Here is a 16,778-nt window from a genome sequence, read left to right on the forward strand (position 1 = left end):
GTGGGTTGTGGCCCGCGGGCGCCTTTCGTTTCCACCCTGTCCCGCTTATTGACATGCACGCAACCCCGGTGCCAGTTTGAGAGCGCTCTCAGAAGAGGTACGGACCAATCCCCTCGAGTGACCCCACACACGGAGGTGGAGCGTGCGCCACAAGCTCCCTCGCCGGCTGCCGGCCCCCACAGCCGCAGCCGCAGCCGCGCTGATCGCCGCGGTGATCGCCATCCAGGCACCCTCGTCCGCCAAGGCGGCGGTGCCCGAAACGATTCCGCTGAAGGTGACCAACAACTCGGGCCGCGGCGACGCGGTCTACGTGTACACCATCGGCACCCTGCTCTCGACGGGACAGCAGGGCTGGGCGGACGCGAACGGCACCTTCCACGCATGGCCGGCCGGCGGCAACCCGCCGACGCCCGCGCCGGACGCGTCCATCGCGGGGCCCGCGGCCGGGCAGTCGACGACGATCCGGATCCCCAAGTTCTCCGGGCGGATCTACTTCTCGTACGGGCAGAAGCTCGTCTTCAAGCTGACCACCGGCGGTCTCGTCCAGCCCGCCGTGCAGAACCCGAGCGACCCGAACCACGACATCCTGTTCAACTGGTCGGAGTACACACTCAATGACTCCGGTCTGTGGCTCAACAGCACGCAGGTCGACATGTTCTCCGCGCCCTACGCGGTCGGTGTGCAGCGGGCGGACGGGACCACGCTCACCACCGGGCACCTCAAGTCGGGAGGCTACAACGGTGTGTTGACCGACCTGCGCGGCCGGTCGGGCGGGTGGGCCGGGCTGATCCAGACCCGGTCCGACGGTACGGTGCTGCGGGCACTGGCGCCGGGGCACGGCCTGGAGTCGGGCGCCCTGCCCGCGTCCGTGATGGACGACTACATCAACCGCGTCTGGCAGAAGTACGCGTCGGCGACGCTGACCGTGACGCCGTTCGGCGACCAGCCGAACACCAAGTACTTCGGGCGGGTGTCCGGTGATGTCATGAACTTCACGAACAGTTCCGGAGCGGTCGTCACCAGCTTCCAGAAGCCGGACGCGGACAGCGTGTTCGGCTGCCACAAGTTGCTCGACGCCCCCAACGACCAGGTGCGCGGCCCGATTTCCCGCACGCTGTGCGCGGGCTTCAACCGCACCACGCTGCTGGTCAACGCCGACCAGCCGGACACGTCCTCGGTGAACTTCTACCAGGACGCGGTGACCAACCAGTACGCCCGCGCGATCCACGCGCAGATGGCCGACGGCAAGGCGTACGCGTTCGCCTTCGACGACGTCGGCAACCAGGAGTCGCTCGTCCAGGACGGCAGTCCGCAGCAGGCGTATCTGACGCTCGACCCGTTCAGCTGACGCCGAAGGGCCTCACCCCGCGGGGTGAGGCCCTTTTCGTGCGGGGTGGTCAGCTGGTCGTCAGGGCGGTGTCGTCCACGACGAAGCTGGTCTGGAGCGAGGAGTCCTCGACACCGGAGAACTTGAGGGTGACGGTCGAGCCTGCCAGGGACGACAGGTCGAAGGACTTCTGGGTGTAGCCGGAGGCGGCGTTGAGGTTCGAGTACGTCGCCAGGGTGGTCGAACCGGCGGTGACCGTCAGCTTGTCGTACGCGGTGCTGGTGGTGGTCTCCGCGGTGTCGATGTGCAGATAGAAGGTGAGCGTCGCCTTGCAGCCGCTCGGGATGGTCACCGACTGGGAGAGCGTGTCGGTGTGGGTCGAGCCGTACCCGTCCAGCCAGGCGTAGTACGAGCCCGCGTGCGCGCTCTCGCTGCTGGAGTTGGTGATGACCCCGCTGGACGCGGTCCAGGTGGTGTTGCCCGACTCGAAGCCCTGGTTGCCCAGGAGTTGGGCCGAGGTGCAGGTGCCGCCGCCTCCGCTGGAGCTGACCGTCCAGGTGAAGGAGGCCGTGCCGGTGGCGCCGGTCGAGTCGGTCACCGTGACGGTGCTGCTGTACGTGCCGGCCGTCGTCGGCGTACCGGAGATCACGCCGGTGGAGCTGCTGATCGACAAGCCCGTGGGCAGTCCGGTCGCGGCGTAGGTCAGGGAGCCGCTGTTGGTGCTGCTCGCCGAGATCTGCAGGCTCACGGCGGTGCCGACGGTGGAGGACTGGCTGCCCGGGTTGGTGACCGTGACACCGCTGGTCGGCACGGTGATGTGGCTGCCGACGTTGATGCCCGCGAACGCGTTGCCGACCCCGGCGTACTGGGCGGAGCTGGTGCCGTAGAGCGCTGCGGCGGCGTTCAGGGCGGCGGTGCGGGCTCCGGCGTAGTCGGTGCTGGACGTCATGTACGTCGTCAGCGCCTTGTACCAGATCTGCAGGGCCGCGGCGCGGCCGATGCCGGCGACGGCGACGCCGTCGGAGGTCGGGCTGTCGTAGGTGACGCCGTTGATGGTCTTGGAGCCGCTGCCCTCGGAGAGCAGGTAGAACATGTGGTTGGCGGGGCCGGAGGAGTAGTGCACGTCGAGGTTGCCGACGCCGGAGTACCAACTGTCCGCGGAGGAGCCGTCCTTGCTGGGCTTGTCCATGTAGCGCAGCGGCGTGCCGTCGCCGTTGATGTCGATCTTCTCGCCGATGAGGTAGTCGCCGACGTCGGTGGAGTTGGCGGCGTAGAACTCCACACCGGTGCCGAAGATGTCGGAGGTCGCCTCGTTCAACCCGCCCGACTCACCGGAGTAGTCGAGGCCCGCCGTGTTGGAGGTGACGCCGTGGCTCATCTCGTGGCCGGCGACGTCCAGCGAGGTCAGGGCGTGGGTGCCGCCGGAGCCGTCGCCGTAGGTCATGCAGAAGCAGCTGTCGTCCCAGAAGGCGTTGACGTACGCCGAGCTGTAGTGGACGCGTGAGTAGGCCGCGACGCCGTCGTTCTTGATGCCGCTGCGGCCGAAGGTGTTCTTGTAGAAGTCCCAGGTCTCCTGGGCGCCGTAGGCGGCGTCGGCGCCCGCGGTCTGGGTGTTGGAGCCGGAACCGGTGCCCCAGACGTCGTCGGAGTCCGTCATCAGGGTGCCGGTGCCCGAGGTGCCGTTGTTGAGGTTGTACGTCTTGTGGCCGCCGCGGGTGGTGTCGTACAGCTGGTACGTCGACCCCGACAGCGTGGTGCTGAGGCTGACCGTGCCGCTGTACTGGGTGTTGCCGGTGCCCGTCTCGACCGCCTGATAGCGGTGGAGCTCCTTGCCGGTGGTGGCGTCGGTGATGACGTGCAGCTTGCTGGGCGTGCCGTCGTCCTGGAGGCCGCCGATGACGGTCTCCCAGGCGAGTTTCGGGGTGCCGGTACCGGCCCAGATGACCTTGCGGACACTGTCCGCCTTGGACTGCTTGGCGTGGAGGGCCTTGGCGGTCTTCAACGCCTTCGTCTCTGCGGCCGACTTGGCGAAGGCCGCGGTGGTGGAGGCGACCTTGACGGTGTGCTTGTTGTTGAAGGTCGTGCTCACCGTGCCGGCCGCGAGAGAGGCGGGCGGGGTGTGCACCACCAGGTCGCCGCCGAGGACGGGGAGGCCGGCGTAGGTGCGCTCGTAACGCGTGTGCAGGGTGCCGTCGTTGTCCTTGACGACATCCTTGACGATCAGCTTCTCCTTGGCGCCGAGGCCGATCGTGCGGGCTGTCGCGGCGGTCTTCTGCTGCGCGCTCTTGATGAGTGCGGAATGCTGCGCCGGGCTCAGCTTCGCCTCAAGTCCCCCGGTGCGCAGGGTGCTTGGATGGGGCGCGGCGGGTTTGGCGCTGGCCGGAACCGACTGGATGCCGACGGCGAGGAAGGCGGCGGTGGAGAGCAGGGCTCCTACCGCGGTCCGCTTGCGGGGGATGCGTCTCACTCGTTCTCCTACTGCGTTGGCCGCGTGGGGCGGCCGGTGCCAGCCGGACAGCCGGGTCTGCTGTCCGGGACGAGCCGAGCTGTGCGGGACCGTCTGTGTGACGAGAACGTGGGGGGTGTGTGCGGCAGTTGGGGGGAGAATGGCACGTTGACCGGGGCATGTCAGCTGTGTCTGTGCTAATCGAGGGTTATCCCTCTGTGCGGCTGCCGACAGGGCGGAACGCCTCTGAGCCGGCCGTCGAGCCGGTCACATCATGACCGCGAGGATTCCCGAGGCTGCAGTTCGTGGCGAGCCCGGTCGGCCTGACGCCGATCCGCGTCCTCGGCTTCGTCCTCGACACCGAGCAGGCCCGAGCCGTGGTCCGCCGTCTGCGGGGAGACGACGACCGGGGCGGAGATCGTGCAGGTCACGCAGGCCAGTGGGGCGGCCGGGGAGCCGTCGGGCTCGAACCTGTCAGCACCCGTTCACCGGCCGGATCCCGGGTGCGCGGGCGCCGCAGGTCCCGCTGTCCGTGCCCTGCGGCCGGTCGCCGCCACCAGGGCGATCAGAGCCAGCGCCGCCAGGAGGATCAGCACGAGCAACAGCACCGTCAGGACCGTGGGGTGGTTCCACAGGGCGAACCACAGGGCCAGGAGCAGCAGGACGCCGATCGTGAGCCAACGCCGGTTGTCGGCCGTCCAGGTGCCCGCGCGACCGGTGCGGATCTCGTGGGTGTCCGCCCACCGTGCCACGGAGTCCGCGGCGCGTTCGGAGGTGGACCGTGCGGCACGCGCCAACCGGCCCGGCCCGACGAAATAGGCGCCGAGGGCGACGACCACGCCGAGCACGATCACGGTGCGCAGGGTGACCCGCAGGAAGTGCAGGAGTTGGTCGAAGACCGCTGCCGCGGCCGCCTCCGACTGCACCTGCGGGGGCAGGTGGTCCAGGTAGTAGTGGCGGGCGACGACAAGGCCGATGACGACGATCAGGGCCGCCGCCGCGGCCCCCAGAGCGGTCTTCACCAGAGCGCGTCTGCGCCGGTACGCGAGGAGTACACCTGCCGCTGCGATGACCACCGTCAGCACCGGCAACCAGGTGCCGACCACGTCGAGGGCGTGCGCTGCTCCCTGAATCCGCTTGAGCTTGTCGGACTTGAAGAGAACCATCTGCTTGTTGACGTCCGGGATGTGCGACGCCGGGGTCACACCGGCGTCGACGAGCTCCTGCTTGACCCGGTCGACCGCGGCGCCGACATCCAGGGTCACGGTGCCCTCGTCGACGCCGATCGCCCCGCGTCCCTTTCCGGTCAGGGCGTGCACGACGGCCGCGTGGGCGGCCCGGTTGGCGTTGGTCCACACCTTCTCGAACCGGTTGCTCTGGACGAAGCGTGTCGCCACCTTGTCCGCGGCGCTGTTCACGGCCGCGTTCAGCTGGGGGGCCAGCCCCTTCACCGCCTGGGCCGCTGCGGGCGGCAGCCCCTGCGACTGCAGCCAGGCCGCGAGCTCGGCGGTGACCCGCTTGCCGTCGACCCGTACGTCGACGGCCTGGACGATGCGGTTGCGCGCGGCATCCTCGATCGCGGGGTTGGAGGCGAGCGGTCCGACGGTCTCGACATAACGGTCCGTGTCGAGGGCGATGTCGTGCACCCACACGGTCAGTACCGACACCGGGACCAGGACGCACGCGAGGACGATCAGAACCGCCGAGGCCACCTTCCGCACGATCCGCCCGGCCGGGTGCGATGTGCCACCGGCCGGTGGACTCTGCTGGGCAGCATCCGGCGCTGGTTCCCGCGGGCTGGTCATCCGTCCTCCAGGATTGAGGCGCGGCCTGTCGTGGCTGCCGTTGGGTCCATTCCCCCCGACCACTGCGGATGCGGCATCCCGGGGTGCGCCATCCGGGGTGCCCCCGGGATCCTCCGGCGCCCTGGTCGGAGGTCGTGTCGATGCCGGGCACGGACGTGACGGAGTCCGATCATGTGCAGGTCGACGCATTCCATCCCGATTGGTACTGGATGCCGGAAAACGAGTCAGTCAGACGGTGCTGCACCCCGTCCCGAGGCGAACCACCGCCGCGCGTGACCGTGGGCGCTCCCTCCACGCCGTCGGCGGACGCGTGGGCGGTCGGCATGGTGCACCTTCCCGGCGGTGCGTTTCTGATGGCCGCGGAGGACGACTGGGTGGTACCCGGGGACGGAGAGGGCCCCGTGCATCCGGTCCGGCTCGCGCCCTTCTGGGACGCCACCGCCTACGCCGCCTGGGCGGGCAAACGGCTGCCGACCGAGGCGGAGTGGGAGTACGCCGCCCGTGGCGGCCTCGAACAGGCGATGTTCCCCTGGGGCGATGAGCTGGAGCCCGGCGGCGAGCACCGGATGAACGTGTGGCAGGGCACCTTTCCCGACCACAACACCCGCGCGGACGGCTGGTACGGAACGGCGCCGGTGACCACGTACCCGCCCAACGGCCACGGCCCGCACAACATGTGCGGCAACGTCTGGGAATGGTGCGCGGACTGGTACTCGCCCGCCTACTACCCATACGGCCCGCAGGACGGACCGCGCGGCCCGTCGTTCGGCGTGCAGCGGGTGATCCGCGGCGGGTCCTATCTGTGCCACGCGTCGTACTGCCGCCGCTACCGCGTCGCCGCCCGCAGCTCCAGTACACCCGACAGCAGCACCGGCAACCAGGGCTTCCGCTGTACCCGCGACAACACACCGGCGCGGTCGCGGTGAGTGGCGGCAGTACATGGGCCGGGGCTGCCATGGCCGCCGTCACGGCAGGCTACGCACTCGTCTCCCGGCGGCTGGCCACGACCGCCGTGTCGGCACCCATGGTCTTCGCCGGCTTCGGCGTGGCCATCGGCCCGGTCGGGCTCGGCCTTGTCGACCTGGGGAACGACACGGGACCGGTGCTCACCCTCGTCGAAGCCGCCTTGACACTCGTCCTGCTGACGGACGCGATGACCGTACGCCGCAATGATCTGCGCGTCGGTGGATTCCTCCCCGGCCGGCTCCTGGGAATCGGGCTGCTGTTGACCATCGGAGCCGGCTGGCTCCTCGCGTGGCCCCTGCTGCCGGGGCTGACCGCGTGGGAGCTCGCGCTGCTCGGGACGATCCTGGCCCCGACCGACGCGGCCCTGGGCAAGACCGCTGTCTCCAGCCCGCGTGTCCCCCCGCTCGTGCGCAGCGGCCTGAACGTCGAGAGCGGCCTCAACGACGGTATGGCGTTGCCCTTCTTCGTGCTGTTCCTCGCGGCTCTGCCCGGGACCCACGCCTCTCAGGAGGGAGTTGCCGGAGTCTTCTGGCGCGCCCTCGTGGTCAGCACCGCGCTGGGGCTGGCCGTCGGCGGGCTCGGTGGCTGGCTGTTGTCCTGGTCGCGCGCGAGGGGCTGGGTCGGTGACATCTGGCGACAGGTGTTCGTCCTGGCGGTGGCCGCGGGTTCGTACACGGTGGCCGTCGTCGTCGACGGAAGCGGGTTCATCGCGGCCTGGGTGGCGGGGTTCGCCTTCGGTGTCTCCCAGCGGCGGGCCAAGACTGCGGAGGCACCGGCCGACAGCCTGCACACCGCCGTCCTCGCCGAGCAACTCGCGGAGCTGCTCGCGTCCTTGAGCTTCCTGCTGTTCGGCGCGGTCCTGCTCGGTCCGGCACTGGAGCACCTCGACTGGCGGGTCCTCACCTACGCCGTGCTCAGCCTGACCGTGGTCCGGATACTGCCCGTCGCGCTCTCCCTGGCCGGCAGCCGCCTGGCCCTTCCCACCGTCGCCTACATCGGGTGGTTCGGGCCCCGCGGACTCGCCTCCGTCGTCTTCGGACTGCTCGTGGTGGAGGAACACGTGCCGGGTGTCCAGCTCCTCGGCCGGGTGATCGCGGTCACCGTCGCCCTGAGCATCCTGCTGCACGGGACATCCGCCGTCGTTCTCGCGGAGCGATACGGCGCCTGGCACAGGAAGGCTGCTGCCGCGCGGCCACGGCTGCGTGAGGGGGCGCCCGAAGGGGAAGTCGCCGGGCCCTCACCCACGGCGCGGTAGCACCCGGACGAGTTAGGGAGGAACCATGAATGACGAAGTCGCCGGGCAGCACACCGGAACGACACAACAGTGGGCGGCCCGACTGGCGATCACCGCGGCGGTCGCCGCAGTGGTTCTGCCGCTCGTGGTCGCCGGCCTGAAGAGCCTGGCGCTGGCCGCCGTCGCTCTGGCCGGGCTCGCCGTGAGCGCGGCCGGGCTGTGGTGGGCCCTCAGCCGCAAGGGCCCCGTCAGAGTGCTCGCGGTCGCGCTCGCGGTGGCGGCGCAGGCGGCGATGATCGCGCTCTTCGTCGCGGTCGGCCTGTTCTGGCTGGTGATCGTCATGCTGGTGCTGTGGGCCGTGGTGTGCTTCGAAGGCTGGGCCGCGCTCGCCGAGGACGGCGGCCGGGCCGCTCCGGTCGAATACCGCACCCCGCCGCCCGTGCGCCCCTTCCTCATCATGAATCCACGCTCGGGTGGCGGGAAGGTCGGGAGGTTCGGGCTGAAGGAGAAGGCCGAAGCCCTGGGCGCCCAGGTCGCGTTGCTCGACCCCGCACACCCGCAGGACGTCGCCGCGCTGGCACGCCACGCCCTGGCGGACGGCGCGGACCTTCTCGGTGTGGCCGGCGGCGACGGGACACAGGCCCTCGTCGCCGCGGTGGCGGCGGACCACGGCGTCCCCTTCATGGTGATCTCGGCCGGGACACGGAACCACTTCGCCCTCGATCTCGGACTCGACCGCGAGGACCCGTCCACAGGCCTCGCCGCGCTCACCGACGGTGTCGAACTCCGCGTCGACCTCGGTCGCATCGGAGAACGGACCTTCGTCAACAACGTGTCGTTCGGCGCCTACGCGGAAGTGGTGCAGAGCCCCGCCTACCGCGACGACAAGCTGCACACCATCCTGCGGATGCTGCCGGACGTCCTGACCCATCACGTCGGCTCCCGCCTGACGGTTCAGGGCGCGGGGGTGAGCATCGACGCCCCGCAGGCCGTGCTCGTGAGCAACAACCCGTACCGCACGAACGACCCGGCCGGTCTCGGACACCGGGAGCGGTTGGACACGGGTTCGCTCGGCGTGCTGGGCATCAAGGTCGACAACGCGGTCCAGGCGGCCGAACTGCTGCGTGGCAGGCGCTCGTCGGGGCTCACCTTCGCGACCGCTCACGAGATCGTCGTCGATGCCGATACGCCCGAGGTGGAGGTCGGCGTCGACGGCGAGGCGCTCCGCTTCCCCACGCCCGTTCACTGCGTGATCCGTCCCCAGGCCCTGCGGGTGCGTGTCCCCCGTCACCGCCCCGGTGTACCGAGGGGACATGCGCGCCTGGACTGGCGCCGACTGCGCGATCTGGCTCTGTCGCACGGTTGAGTCAGGCCCGCCGCAGGTAACTGTGACCAGGACAAGACCCGGGCGGAACCCGGACGAACGGCACCGCGATGCCGATGAGGACCAGTGCGAACGTCCCCGCCCGCACCGCGGCCTTCCGTGCCTTCAACCTGCCGCACGCCAGCCAACCGATCACCGCTTCCGCCCTGTCGATCCGGTTCAGCTGCCGATTCACCCGGATGAGGCACACCTGACGCGAGCCACCGAAGGCGGTGACGACTTCTGTGTGCGAGGAATGGACTGTGGATCGAAAGCGGCTCGGTGACTGGGCCAGGACGGCTCGTGAGATGCCCGGGCGGACACCGGTGATCGGGCGGATGCTCGGCAGACTGATCAGTATGAACTGGATGGACGCCAGCGCACGGCTGGCGGCCCAGACGTTCCTGGCCGCGCTGCCGATGCTCATCGTTGTGGCCGCGTTCGCGCCGAAGCCCATCCAGGACCTGCTGACCAAATCCGTTCAGGCCCTGCTCGGCAAGGGCGCGCCCGTCAACGACATCAAGGACACATTCTCCGCCCAGGGCGTGACCAAGCAGACCTACGGAGGTGTCGGGGCCTTCGTCACACTCGTTTCGGCGACCGCGCTGAGCCGGGCGCTGCAGAGTGTCTGCGAACGCTGCTGGGATCTGCCCAGGGCCGGCACACGGATGTCCGCCTGGCGGTGGCTGGTCTGGTTGCTCGGGTGGCTGGCGGCGCTGTTGTGCCAGGCTCCGCTGCGCCACGGCTTCGGAGGCGGGACCTGGCTGGGTGTGCTGCTCTCTCTGGTGACCGCCGTACTGCTGTGGTGGTGGACGCAGCACCTGCTGCTCGGAGCGCGCATCGGCTGGCTTCCGCTGCTGCCCGGAGGCGTTCTGGCGGGCGTCGGCATGGCGACGTTCGGCTATCTGTCAGGCCTGTTCCTGCCCGCGGCCCTGAAACGAAGCACCGCCCAGTTCGGGTCGCTCGGCTACGTCTTCACCATCCTGTCCTGGCTGATCGCGGGCTGCTGCGTGATCGTCGCCGGAGTCGCCCTCGGCCAGGTCACCGCGGTCTCGGGGCCGTTCCCGCAGTGGCTGGGAACTCCGGTGGCCGACGACGAGTCGTAGCTCCGTCAGCCCCTGAGGATGCGGTCCTTCTGGACCGCGAACTCCTCGTCCGAGAGCACGCCCTGCTCGTGGAGTTTCCCGAGCCGTTCCAGGTTGCTGATCTCCTCGTCCGTCAGCCCCGAAGTGGCTCCGGGGCCTGCGGGCGCCTGCGTGGACGCACCCGCGTCCGGCACGGTCTGCTGTGCGGCGGCACGCTCGGCCTGGTGCCGGGCGACACGGCCGGAGACCGCGCTCGCGGTGCCGGCGGCCACCGCCGTGCGGGCGGCCACACCGACGAGACCGGGACGTCCACGACGCGCCAAGGGACGACCCAACATGGCCCTCACCCATCCTTCCGATCAAAGACGCCGTCTCAGGCTTCCTGGTACGCGCGCTCCACCGCCTCGGCGGGGATGCGCTCATGGGCGACCAGCCGTCCGCCGGCACGACGGACGGCGCCCGAGATCCCGGCCGCCCAGGTGTCCTCCCACAGGAGGACGGCCGCCGACGAGTCCGGCACGAGTTCCTCGGCGATCAGTTCCAGGTCCTCCTGGCTGAACAGTCCGCCGACCTCCCCCTCGATGTCATCGAAGACCGATGCCTCCATGGGGTCGAGAGCATCGAGTTCGACGTAGGAGACCACGCCGTCCGCGTCCTTCTTGACGAAGGTCAGATCGAGGATCCGCACGGTGCCGCTGGCCACCAGAGCTCTCAGCTCCGGGGCGATCTCGCCCCGGAAACGGTTGCCCGGAAAGGCGACGACGACGTACTCGACAGGTCCCACGTCCATGACAGCTCTCCTTCCTCGCACCGTCAGCCGGCGAGCACCTTCTCCTTGGCGCGCTCGTACTCGGCGTCGGTGATGTCGCCGTGGTCGTGCAGGCCGGCGAGCCTCGACAGCTCGTCGACGTGACCGGTGCCCGTGTCCTGCCCCGTAGCGGCGGCGTCCCGCACGTAGGCACGGAATTCCTCTTCGTTCCTGCGTGCCCTGCGGGCCTCGCGTTCGCCCATGCCCTTTCCGCGGGCGATGAGGTACACGAAGCAGCCGAGGAAGGGCAGGATGACGCAGAAGACCGACCATCCGGCCTTGCCCCAGCCGCTCATCGAGTCGTCCCGGAAGATGTCGCCGAAAATGCGGAAGAGCAGCATGAACCACATGACCCAGAGGGCGACCCACATGATGGTCAGGAAGGCGTTCAGCAGCGGGTAGTCCATGGTCCTTCTCCCTTGTTCTGACGGACGTCCGTTCTCACTGACGTCCCATGGCGATACGGATCCGGTCTTCCGGCCGGATGAGGTGGTCCGCGTCGTTGGGCCCGGTGTCGACCTGGACCCGGTGGATGTCTCCGGTGAAGGCGCCGTCGGGGCTCTCGTAGTCGAGGGCGACCGGCGTACCGGCGTCCGGCGAGCACAGGGCGGTCGAGTGGAACCGGGTGTCGCGCAGACCGTTCCGCGCGAGACGGTCGAAGACCGGGGTCTCGCAGGGGCCGCCGAAGGTACTCGGGGCTCCGAAGCCGACGTCGTCGAGCATGATCAGCATCACGTTCGGTGCCTGCTCGGGCGGCATCAACGGACGGATGGGCGGGAAGGAGGTGTCCGGATCCTTGGCGTCGTACGTGATCGACCCCGGGCGGGTCACATCGGGGATGGGGAGGATCTGGCGGTGGATCTCGGACATGCGCTGCGCCTTCCTTCCAGGTCGCCCCGGCAGGGCCACGCTTTCCCTGCCCCCACAGTGCGGGGCGGCGCACCCCGGCGCCTCACCCTCCCCGGGTGAACGGCGGCAGCCGTTGCGGGGCTCGGGGCATGGCGGGATGATCAAACGGTAGGCAGTCTCTCCGGACTGCGAGCGGCGGTGTTGCGGTGAGTCCCATGCCCCATCCGACCTCCGGCGGACACCGGGACGCCGCTGCGGGACGCCTCACGCCGAGCGGTGCCCCTCTCCTGGCGGCGCGGTTCCAGGTGCCGGTTCCGCCGAGCACGTTCGTGCGCAGACCGCGGCTCGTCGAGCGTCTGGCGCTAGGTGCGCAGACGCCGGTGACGCTCGTCAACGGACCCGCGGGAGCCGGCAAGACCCTGCTGGTGGCCGACTGGATCGCCCTGGAAGGCGCGCCGAGCCATGTGGCCTGGCTGACCGTGGAGGCCGAGGACAACCGCCCCGGCGTCTTCTGGACCTATGTGCTGGAGGCCATGCGGCGCCACGATTTCGGCCCACCCGACGCCGTCGGCAGCCCGGCCCGCCCCGGCGAGGTGGACCACTCCCTGCTCGCCCGGCTCGCGGCGCACCTCAGTGAGCTGCAGGAGCCCGTCGTCCTGGTGCTCGACGAGTTCGACCACGTGGTCGGCTCGACGGAGATCGCCGACGAGCTCCAGTTCGTGCTCCGCCACGTGGGCGACGGACTGCGCCTGGTGGTCATCAGCCGTACGGAGCCGCAGTTGCCGTTGCACCGCTACCGCGCCGCCGGCCAGGTCACCGAAATCCGCGGCGCCGACCTGGCCTTCCGGCCCAAGGAGACGGCCGAGCTGCTGAGCAGGCACGGCATGCGCCTGTCGGAGCAGGGCGTCGAGGCCCTGACCGAGCGGACGGGAGGCTGGGCCGCCGGGCTCCGGCTCTGCACCCTGGCGGCGCAGCGCGCCGAGGACCCGGACACCTTCCTGGAGGACTTCGAGGCGGGCCGGAGCACGCTCGCCGACTTTCTGCTCGCCGAGGTGCTCGACACGCAGTCGGCGGAGACCCAGGACCTGATGCTGCGCAGCAGCATCCTCGAACAGATCCACCCCGACCTGGCCAACGCGCTGACGGGCCGCGACGACGCGGAGCCGATCCTGGCCGGGCTGCAGCGCGCGAACGCGTTCGTCGAGTCCATCGGCCACGCGTGGTACCGGCTCCATCCGCTGTTCGCCGAGATCCTCCGGGTGCATCTGCGGGTCCGCTGCCCGGGGCTCGCGCCCGAGCTGCACCGCAGGGCGGCCCGGTGGTTCATTGAAGCGGGCCTGTTCGCCGAGGCCCTGCCGCATGCCGCGGACGCCGGGGACTGGGAACACACCGCGAACCGGTTCGTGGAGGAGCTGGCCATCGGCCGGCTCCTCACCGGACTGGACGCCGAACGCCTCGACCGGCTCTTCTCCCAGATGCCCCCGGACACTCCCGGTCCCGCCGCGGATCTCGTGCGCACCGCCCGCCATCTGACCCGCCACGACGTCGACCGCGGGCTCGACCACCTTCGCCGCGCCCAGGACAACCTGCGCGACGGCGGGTCCTCGTCCGCGGCCCGACGACTCAGCTGCGCTCTGCTACGGGTACTGGCCGCCCGCATGATCGGCTCGGCCGACCTGGCCGAGGCCGCCGCGCGGGACGTGGAGGCGGCGGAGCGGGCCATCCCCGCCGAGCGTCTGGAAACGCACCCCGAACTGCGCGCACTGATGCTCACCGACCTGGGATCGGCTCAACTGTGGGCCGGACGCTTCGACGCCGCCCGGTCGACGCTGTCCGCCACCGTGCGCCTGAGCGACGGACCGGACATCACGTTTCCGCGACATGAGTCACTCAGCCGACTGGCCCTGATCGACCTCCTGCGCGGCTGGCCCGACCGCGCCGAACGGCATGCCCGGGAAGCGATCGCCGAGGCGGAGCGCGGCGGCCTACCACCGTCCGCCCGGACCGGAGTGGCTGAGATCGTGCTGGCCGCCGTCGCCCTCGACCGGGACGAACTCGGCGCCGCGCATGCCCATCTCGCGCAGGTGTCCGCGTCGTCCGTGGCCCCGCACGACCCCATCGTGCGGGCCGAGCTGACGCTCGTGCGGTCGCGCCTGCTGCTCGCCAAGGGCCGTCCGCGAGCGGCACTCCGCCTTCTCGACGAACTGGAGCAACCGCAGACGGCCGTCGAGCCCTCGCCGTGGGTACGGGACCGGACCGCCTTGTCGAAGGCCAACGCACACCTTGCGGACGGCCACCCGGAAGCCGCTGTGGAGGATCTCGAGGAGGGCGGGGCCGCCGGGCCGGAGAGCGTGGTGGCCGCGGCCCGCGCCCGGCTCGCGCTGGGCAGCGAGCAGGAGGCCCAGAGTCTGCTCGACGCCCTCCCGACCGGCACGGGCGAGGGACCCGCCGTCACGGCCAGGATGCTGCTGACGCGGGCGCAGGCCGCCGACGCGCTGGGAAACGGCACCGCGGCACAGCGCCTGACCGCACGGGCCCTGTCCACGGCCCGGCCCGAAGAACTGAGGCGTCCGTTCCTCGAGGCCGGACCGTGGCTACGGCACCTGATGCGCCGCCGGCCCGCGCTGGCCCGAGGCCACGACTGGCTGCCGCCCACGGTGCTGGGACACGCTCCGGAGCACCACCCGCACGAGCACGGCCCCGACCTGATGACCGAACCGCTCAGCGAGCGTGAGCACGAGGTGCTGGAACGGCTGGCACAGACGATGTCGACGGAGGAGATAGCCGCCGACCTCCACCTGTCGGTCAACACCGTCAAGACCCACCTCAAGAGCGTCTACCGCAAACTCGCCGCGACGCGACGGAGCGAAGCGGTGCGTCACGCCCGGGAGCTGCACCTGTTGTAGGGGCCCGGTCACCTGCCCGGCCGGATGCGTTCACCCGGCGAGCACCTTGGCCTTGGCCCTCTCGTACTCGGCGTCGCTGATGTCGCCGTGATCGTGCAGGCCGGCCAGCTTCGCCAGTTCGTCCGCCTTGTTCGTCCCGGTCGTCGGGGCCTCGGTGGCCGCATCCTGGACATAAGCGCGGAAGGCCATGTCACGGGCGCGCGCCTGCCGCATGGCCCGCTCTCCCATGCTCCGGCCCCGGGCGATCAGGTAGACGAAGACGCCCAGGAAGGGCAGGACACAGACGAAGACTGTCCAGCTCGCCTTGCCCCAGCCGCTGAGGGTGTCGTCGCTGAAGATGTCGGCCACGACCCTGAACAGGAGCATGAACCACATCACCCAAAGGAAGAACCACATCATCGTGAGGAACGCGTTGAGCAGGGGGTAGTCGGACATGATGCCCTCCAGTTTCCGGTCCGCCGTCCGATGACCACAGCGGCGCAGTGCTGACGGCACCACGGTCCACCGGCAGGGAGGACGGCGGATCACCCGCGGCGGGTGGCCCCACGGACGCCCCCTTCGCCGCGGACGCCCTGGCGGCCGATCACGGCGCAGACTGGATCATGCGGCACTGCCGTTGACGCACGGTCACCCTCACTCGTGACATGACGCGCGCGAATAGACCGGGGCTCTTACGGTGATCACGTGGAGGCAGAGCCGTGGCACACGCGAGGTCCCGTCGCCACGGCCCGCTTCAGGCGCCTGGTCGGGCTCCTGAGCCCGGCCGTGGCGACGGCGACGATGGTGGCGGCCGTCGGACTCGGCCTGGGGCTGCCGCACTGGGAGGACTCCCTTCCGAAGGTCGGGTTGACCTACGACCCGGCAACGGCCTCGACGACCCTCGCGGCCATCGCGGGCGGGATGATCACCCTGTCCGGATTCGTCATCACCGCGGTCACCCTGGTCATCCAGACCGTGCAGAGCATGTCTCCCCGGCTGATCGGCGTCATCGGCCACTTCCGCCGGTCTCTGACCGTCGTCGGCCTCGTGACCGGAACCGCGGTCTACGCCCTGGTCGTCCTGGCCCAGATCCGGCCCGACGAGACACCGCGGCTGTCGGTGACCTTGGCCGTCGTCCTGGTGGTGATCGACACAGCCGTGCTGTTGCGGAGTCTCACCGGGCTGCGGCAGTTCGTGACCGGGGGCGGGCTCGCTCGCGCGGTGGGCGAGCTCATGTCGGCGTCGATCGGCTCCGCTCTCCCGCTGGGCGGCACAGCGGCGGCGTCCGGTGCGACAGCCTCCTGGGCATCCGGTCCGGGGGTTCCCCTGGTCCACGCCGGCCGGCCCGGCGTCGTCCAGAGCGTCGACGAGCGTCGGCTGGTGCGGATCGCGACCGGCCAGGACGCGTGTGTCGCCCTCGATGTCGGTCCCGGGGACCACGTCGGCACCGGCACGGTCCTGGGGTATGTGCACGGTCCGGCGGGGGCGCCCGCACCAACGGGCACCCGGCTGCGCCGCCTGGCGTCCTGTGTACGCGTGGACCGGGACCGCTCCCTCGACCAGGATCCGTCGTACGGCCTCCGGCTCCTGGTGGACATCGCGATCCGCGCACTCTCACCGGCCGTCAACGACCCCACCACCGCCGTCCAGGCACTGGACGAGATCGAAGAGGCCCTGGTGCGGCTCGTCGCGCGCCCGCTCGGCGTGGCGCTGGTGGAGGACGACCAGGGGACGCCCCGGCTGCGGCGCTCCGCGCCCGTGTGGCCGGGGCTGGTGAGCTTGGCCCTGGACGAGATCCTGCACTACGGGGCGACGTCCCTGCAGGTCGTACGGCGCCTACGGGTGCTGCTCGACGCCGTGGCCGAGGCGTCCCCGGACCACCGGCGAGCCCCGCTGGTCGAACGCATCGCCCTGGTGGACCGGTTTGCCCGTGCCTTCCGGGATCCACTGTTCACAGCGGTGGCGGAGGGAGCGGACCGGCAGGGACTCGGCGGGGTGAGGGCCCCGTGA

Annotated in this window: 15 protein-coding genes; 7 read left to right on the top strand and 8 right to left on the bottom strand. The window is 70.4% G+C overall.

Annotated features, from left to right (window positions below):
• The first annotated feature begins 142 nt into the window (after positions 1–142).
• Complete coding sequence (locus ACWC09_RS28625) at positions 143–1,348, top strand: glycoside hydrolase family 64 protein (protein WP_450853732.1); 1,206 nt, start codon at positions 143–145, stop codon at positions 1,346–1,348.
• Positions 1,349–1,397: 49 nt separating this feature from the next.
• Here ACWC09_RS28625 and ACWC09_RS28630 read toward each other — a convergent pair whose 3' ends face one another.
• The 3 genes from ACWC09_RS28630 to ACWC09_RS28640 form a co-directional block, all read right to left on the bottom strand.
• Entirely contained in the window at positions 1,398–3,794 is a 2,397-nt protein-coding gene (locus ACWC09_RS28630; RefSeq protein ID WP_450853734.1) for a M4 family metallopeptidase, read from the bottom strand.
• Between the two features lie 251 nt (positions 3,795–4,045).
• Positions 4,046–4,204 (bottom strand): hypothetical protein, encoded by a 159-nt coding sequence (locus ACWC09_RS28635; protein ID WP_450853736.1) that lies wholly within the window; start codon positions 4,202–4,204, stop codon positions 4,046–4,048.
• Between the two features lie 54 nt (positions 4,205–4,258).
• Positions 4,259–5,485 (bottom strand): hypothetical protein, encoded by a 1,227-nt coding sequence (locus tag ACWC09_RS28640; RefSeq protein WP_450853738.1) that lies wholly within the window; start codon positions 5,483–5,485, stop codon positions 4,259–4,261.
• Between the two features lie 302 nt (positions 5,486–5,787).
• Here ACWC09_RS28640 and ACWC09_RS28645 point away from each other — a divergent pair, with 302 nt between their 5' ends.
• The 4 genes from ACWC09_RS28645 (at position 5,788) to ACWC09_RS28660 (ending at position 10,247) form a co-directional block, all read left to right on the top strand.
• Positions 5,788–6,504 carry a formylglycine-generating enzyme family protein gene (locus ACWC09_RS28645; RefSeq protein WP_450853739.1) on the top strand — a complete coding sequence of 239 codons (717 nt, stop codon included), beginning with the start codon at positions 5,788–5,790 and terminating at the stop codon, positions 6,502–6,504.
• Positions 6,505–6,533: 29 nt separating this feature from the next.
• Positions 6,534–7,799 carry a cation:proton antiporter domain-containing protein gene (locus ACWC09_RS28650; RefSeq protein ID WP_450853740.1) on the top strand — a complete coding sequence of 422 codons (1,266 nt, stop codon included), beginning with the start codon at positions 6,534–6,536 and terminating at the stop codon, positions 7,797–7,799.
• A gap of 25 nt (positions 7,800–7,824) precedes the next feature.
• On the top strand, positions 7,825–9,144 hold the full coding sequence (locus ACWC09_RS28655; protein WP_450853742.1) for a diacylglycerol/lipid kinase family protein: 1,320 nt from the start codon (positions 7,825–7,827) through the stop codon (positions 9,142–9,144).
• A gap of 365 nt (positions 9,145–9,509) precedes the next feature.
• On the top strand, positions 9,510–10,247 hold the full coding sequence (locus tag ACWC09_RS28660; protein ID WP_450853743.1) for a YhjD/YihY/BrkB family envelope integrity protein: 738 nt from the start codon (positions 9,510–9,512) through the stop codon (positions 10,245–10,247).
• A 5-nt stretch (positions 10,248–10,252) separates the two neighbouring features.
• Here ACWC09_RS28660 and ACWC09_RS28665 read toward each other — a convergent pair whose 3' ends face one another.
• Genes ACWC09_RS28665 through ACWC09_RS28680 form a run of 4 tightly spaced genes read right to left on the bottom strand, consistent with a single transcriptional unit; the run spans position 10,253 to position 11,904 of the window.
• On the bottom strand, positions 10,253–10,564 hold the full coding sequence (locus ACWC09_RS28665; RefSeq protein WP_450853745.1) for an SHOCT domain-containing protein: 312 nt from the start codon (positions 10,562–10,564) through the stop codon (positions 10,253–10,255).
• A gap of 35 nt (positions 10,565–10,599) precedes the next feature.
• A complete protein-coding gene (locus ACWC09_RS28670; protein ID WP_450853746.1) occupies positions 10,600–11,016 on the bottom strand; it encodes a DUF6325 family protein in 417 nt (138 codons plus the stop codon).
• Positions 11,017–11,039: 23 nt separating this feature from the next.
• On the bottom strand, positions 11,040–11,441 hold the full coding sequence (locus ACWC09_RS28675; protein WP_450853748.1) for an SHOCT domain-containing protein: 402 nt from the start codon (positions 11,439–11,441) through the stop codon (positions 11,040–11,042).
• A gap of 34 nt (positions 11,442–11,475) precedes the next feature.
• The gene (locus ACWC09_RS28680) at positions 11,476–11,904 is read right to left on the bottom strand and encodes a sulfatase-like hydrolase/transferase (protein ID WP_450853749.1); all 429 of its coding nucleotides are present in this window, start codon (positions 11,902–11,904) and stop codon (positions 11,476–11,478) included.
• 194 nt (positions 11,905–12,098) lie between these two features.
• Between ACWC09_RS28680 and ACWC09_RS28685 the strand changes: the two genes are divergently transcribed.
• On the top strand, positions 12,099–14,789 hold the full coding sequence (locus ACWC09_RS28685; RefSeq protein ID WP_450853751.1) for a LuxR C-terminal-related transcriptional regulator: 2,691 nt from the start codon (positions 12,099–12,101) through the stop codon (positions 14,787–14,789).
• A 30-nt stretch (positions 14,790–14,819) separates the two neighbouring features.
• Here the strand turns inward: ACWC09_RS28685 and ACWC09_RS28690 are convergent, their stop codons facing one another.
• The gene (locus ACWC09_RS28690; protein WP_450853752.1) at positions 14,820–15,224 is read right to left on the bottom strand and encodes an SHOCT domain-containing protein; all 405 of its coding nucleotides are present in this window, start codon (positions 15,222–15,224) and stop codon (positions 14,820–14,822) included.
• A 249-nt stretch (positions 15,225–15,473) separates the two neighbouring features.
• Here ACWC09_RS28690 and ACWC09_RS28695 point away from each other — a divergent pair, with 249 nt between their 5' ends.
• Positions 15,474–16,778 carry a DUF2254 domain-containing protein gene (locus tag ACWC09_RS28695; RefSeq protein WP_450853754.1) on the top strand — a complete coding sequence of 435 codons (1,305 nt, stop codon included), beginning with the start codon at positions 15,474–15,476 and terminating at the stop codon, positions 16,776–16,778.

The sequence above is a fragment of the Streptomyces sp. NPDC001617 genome, from assembly GCF_053596855.1.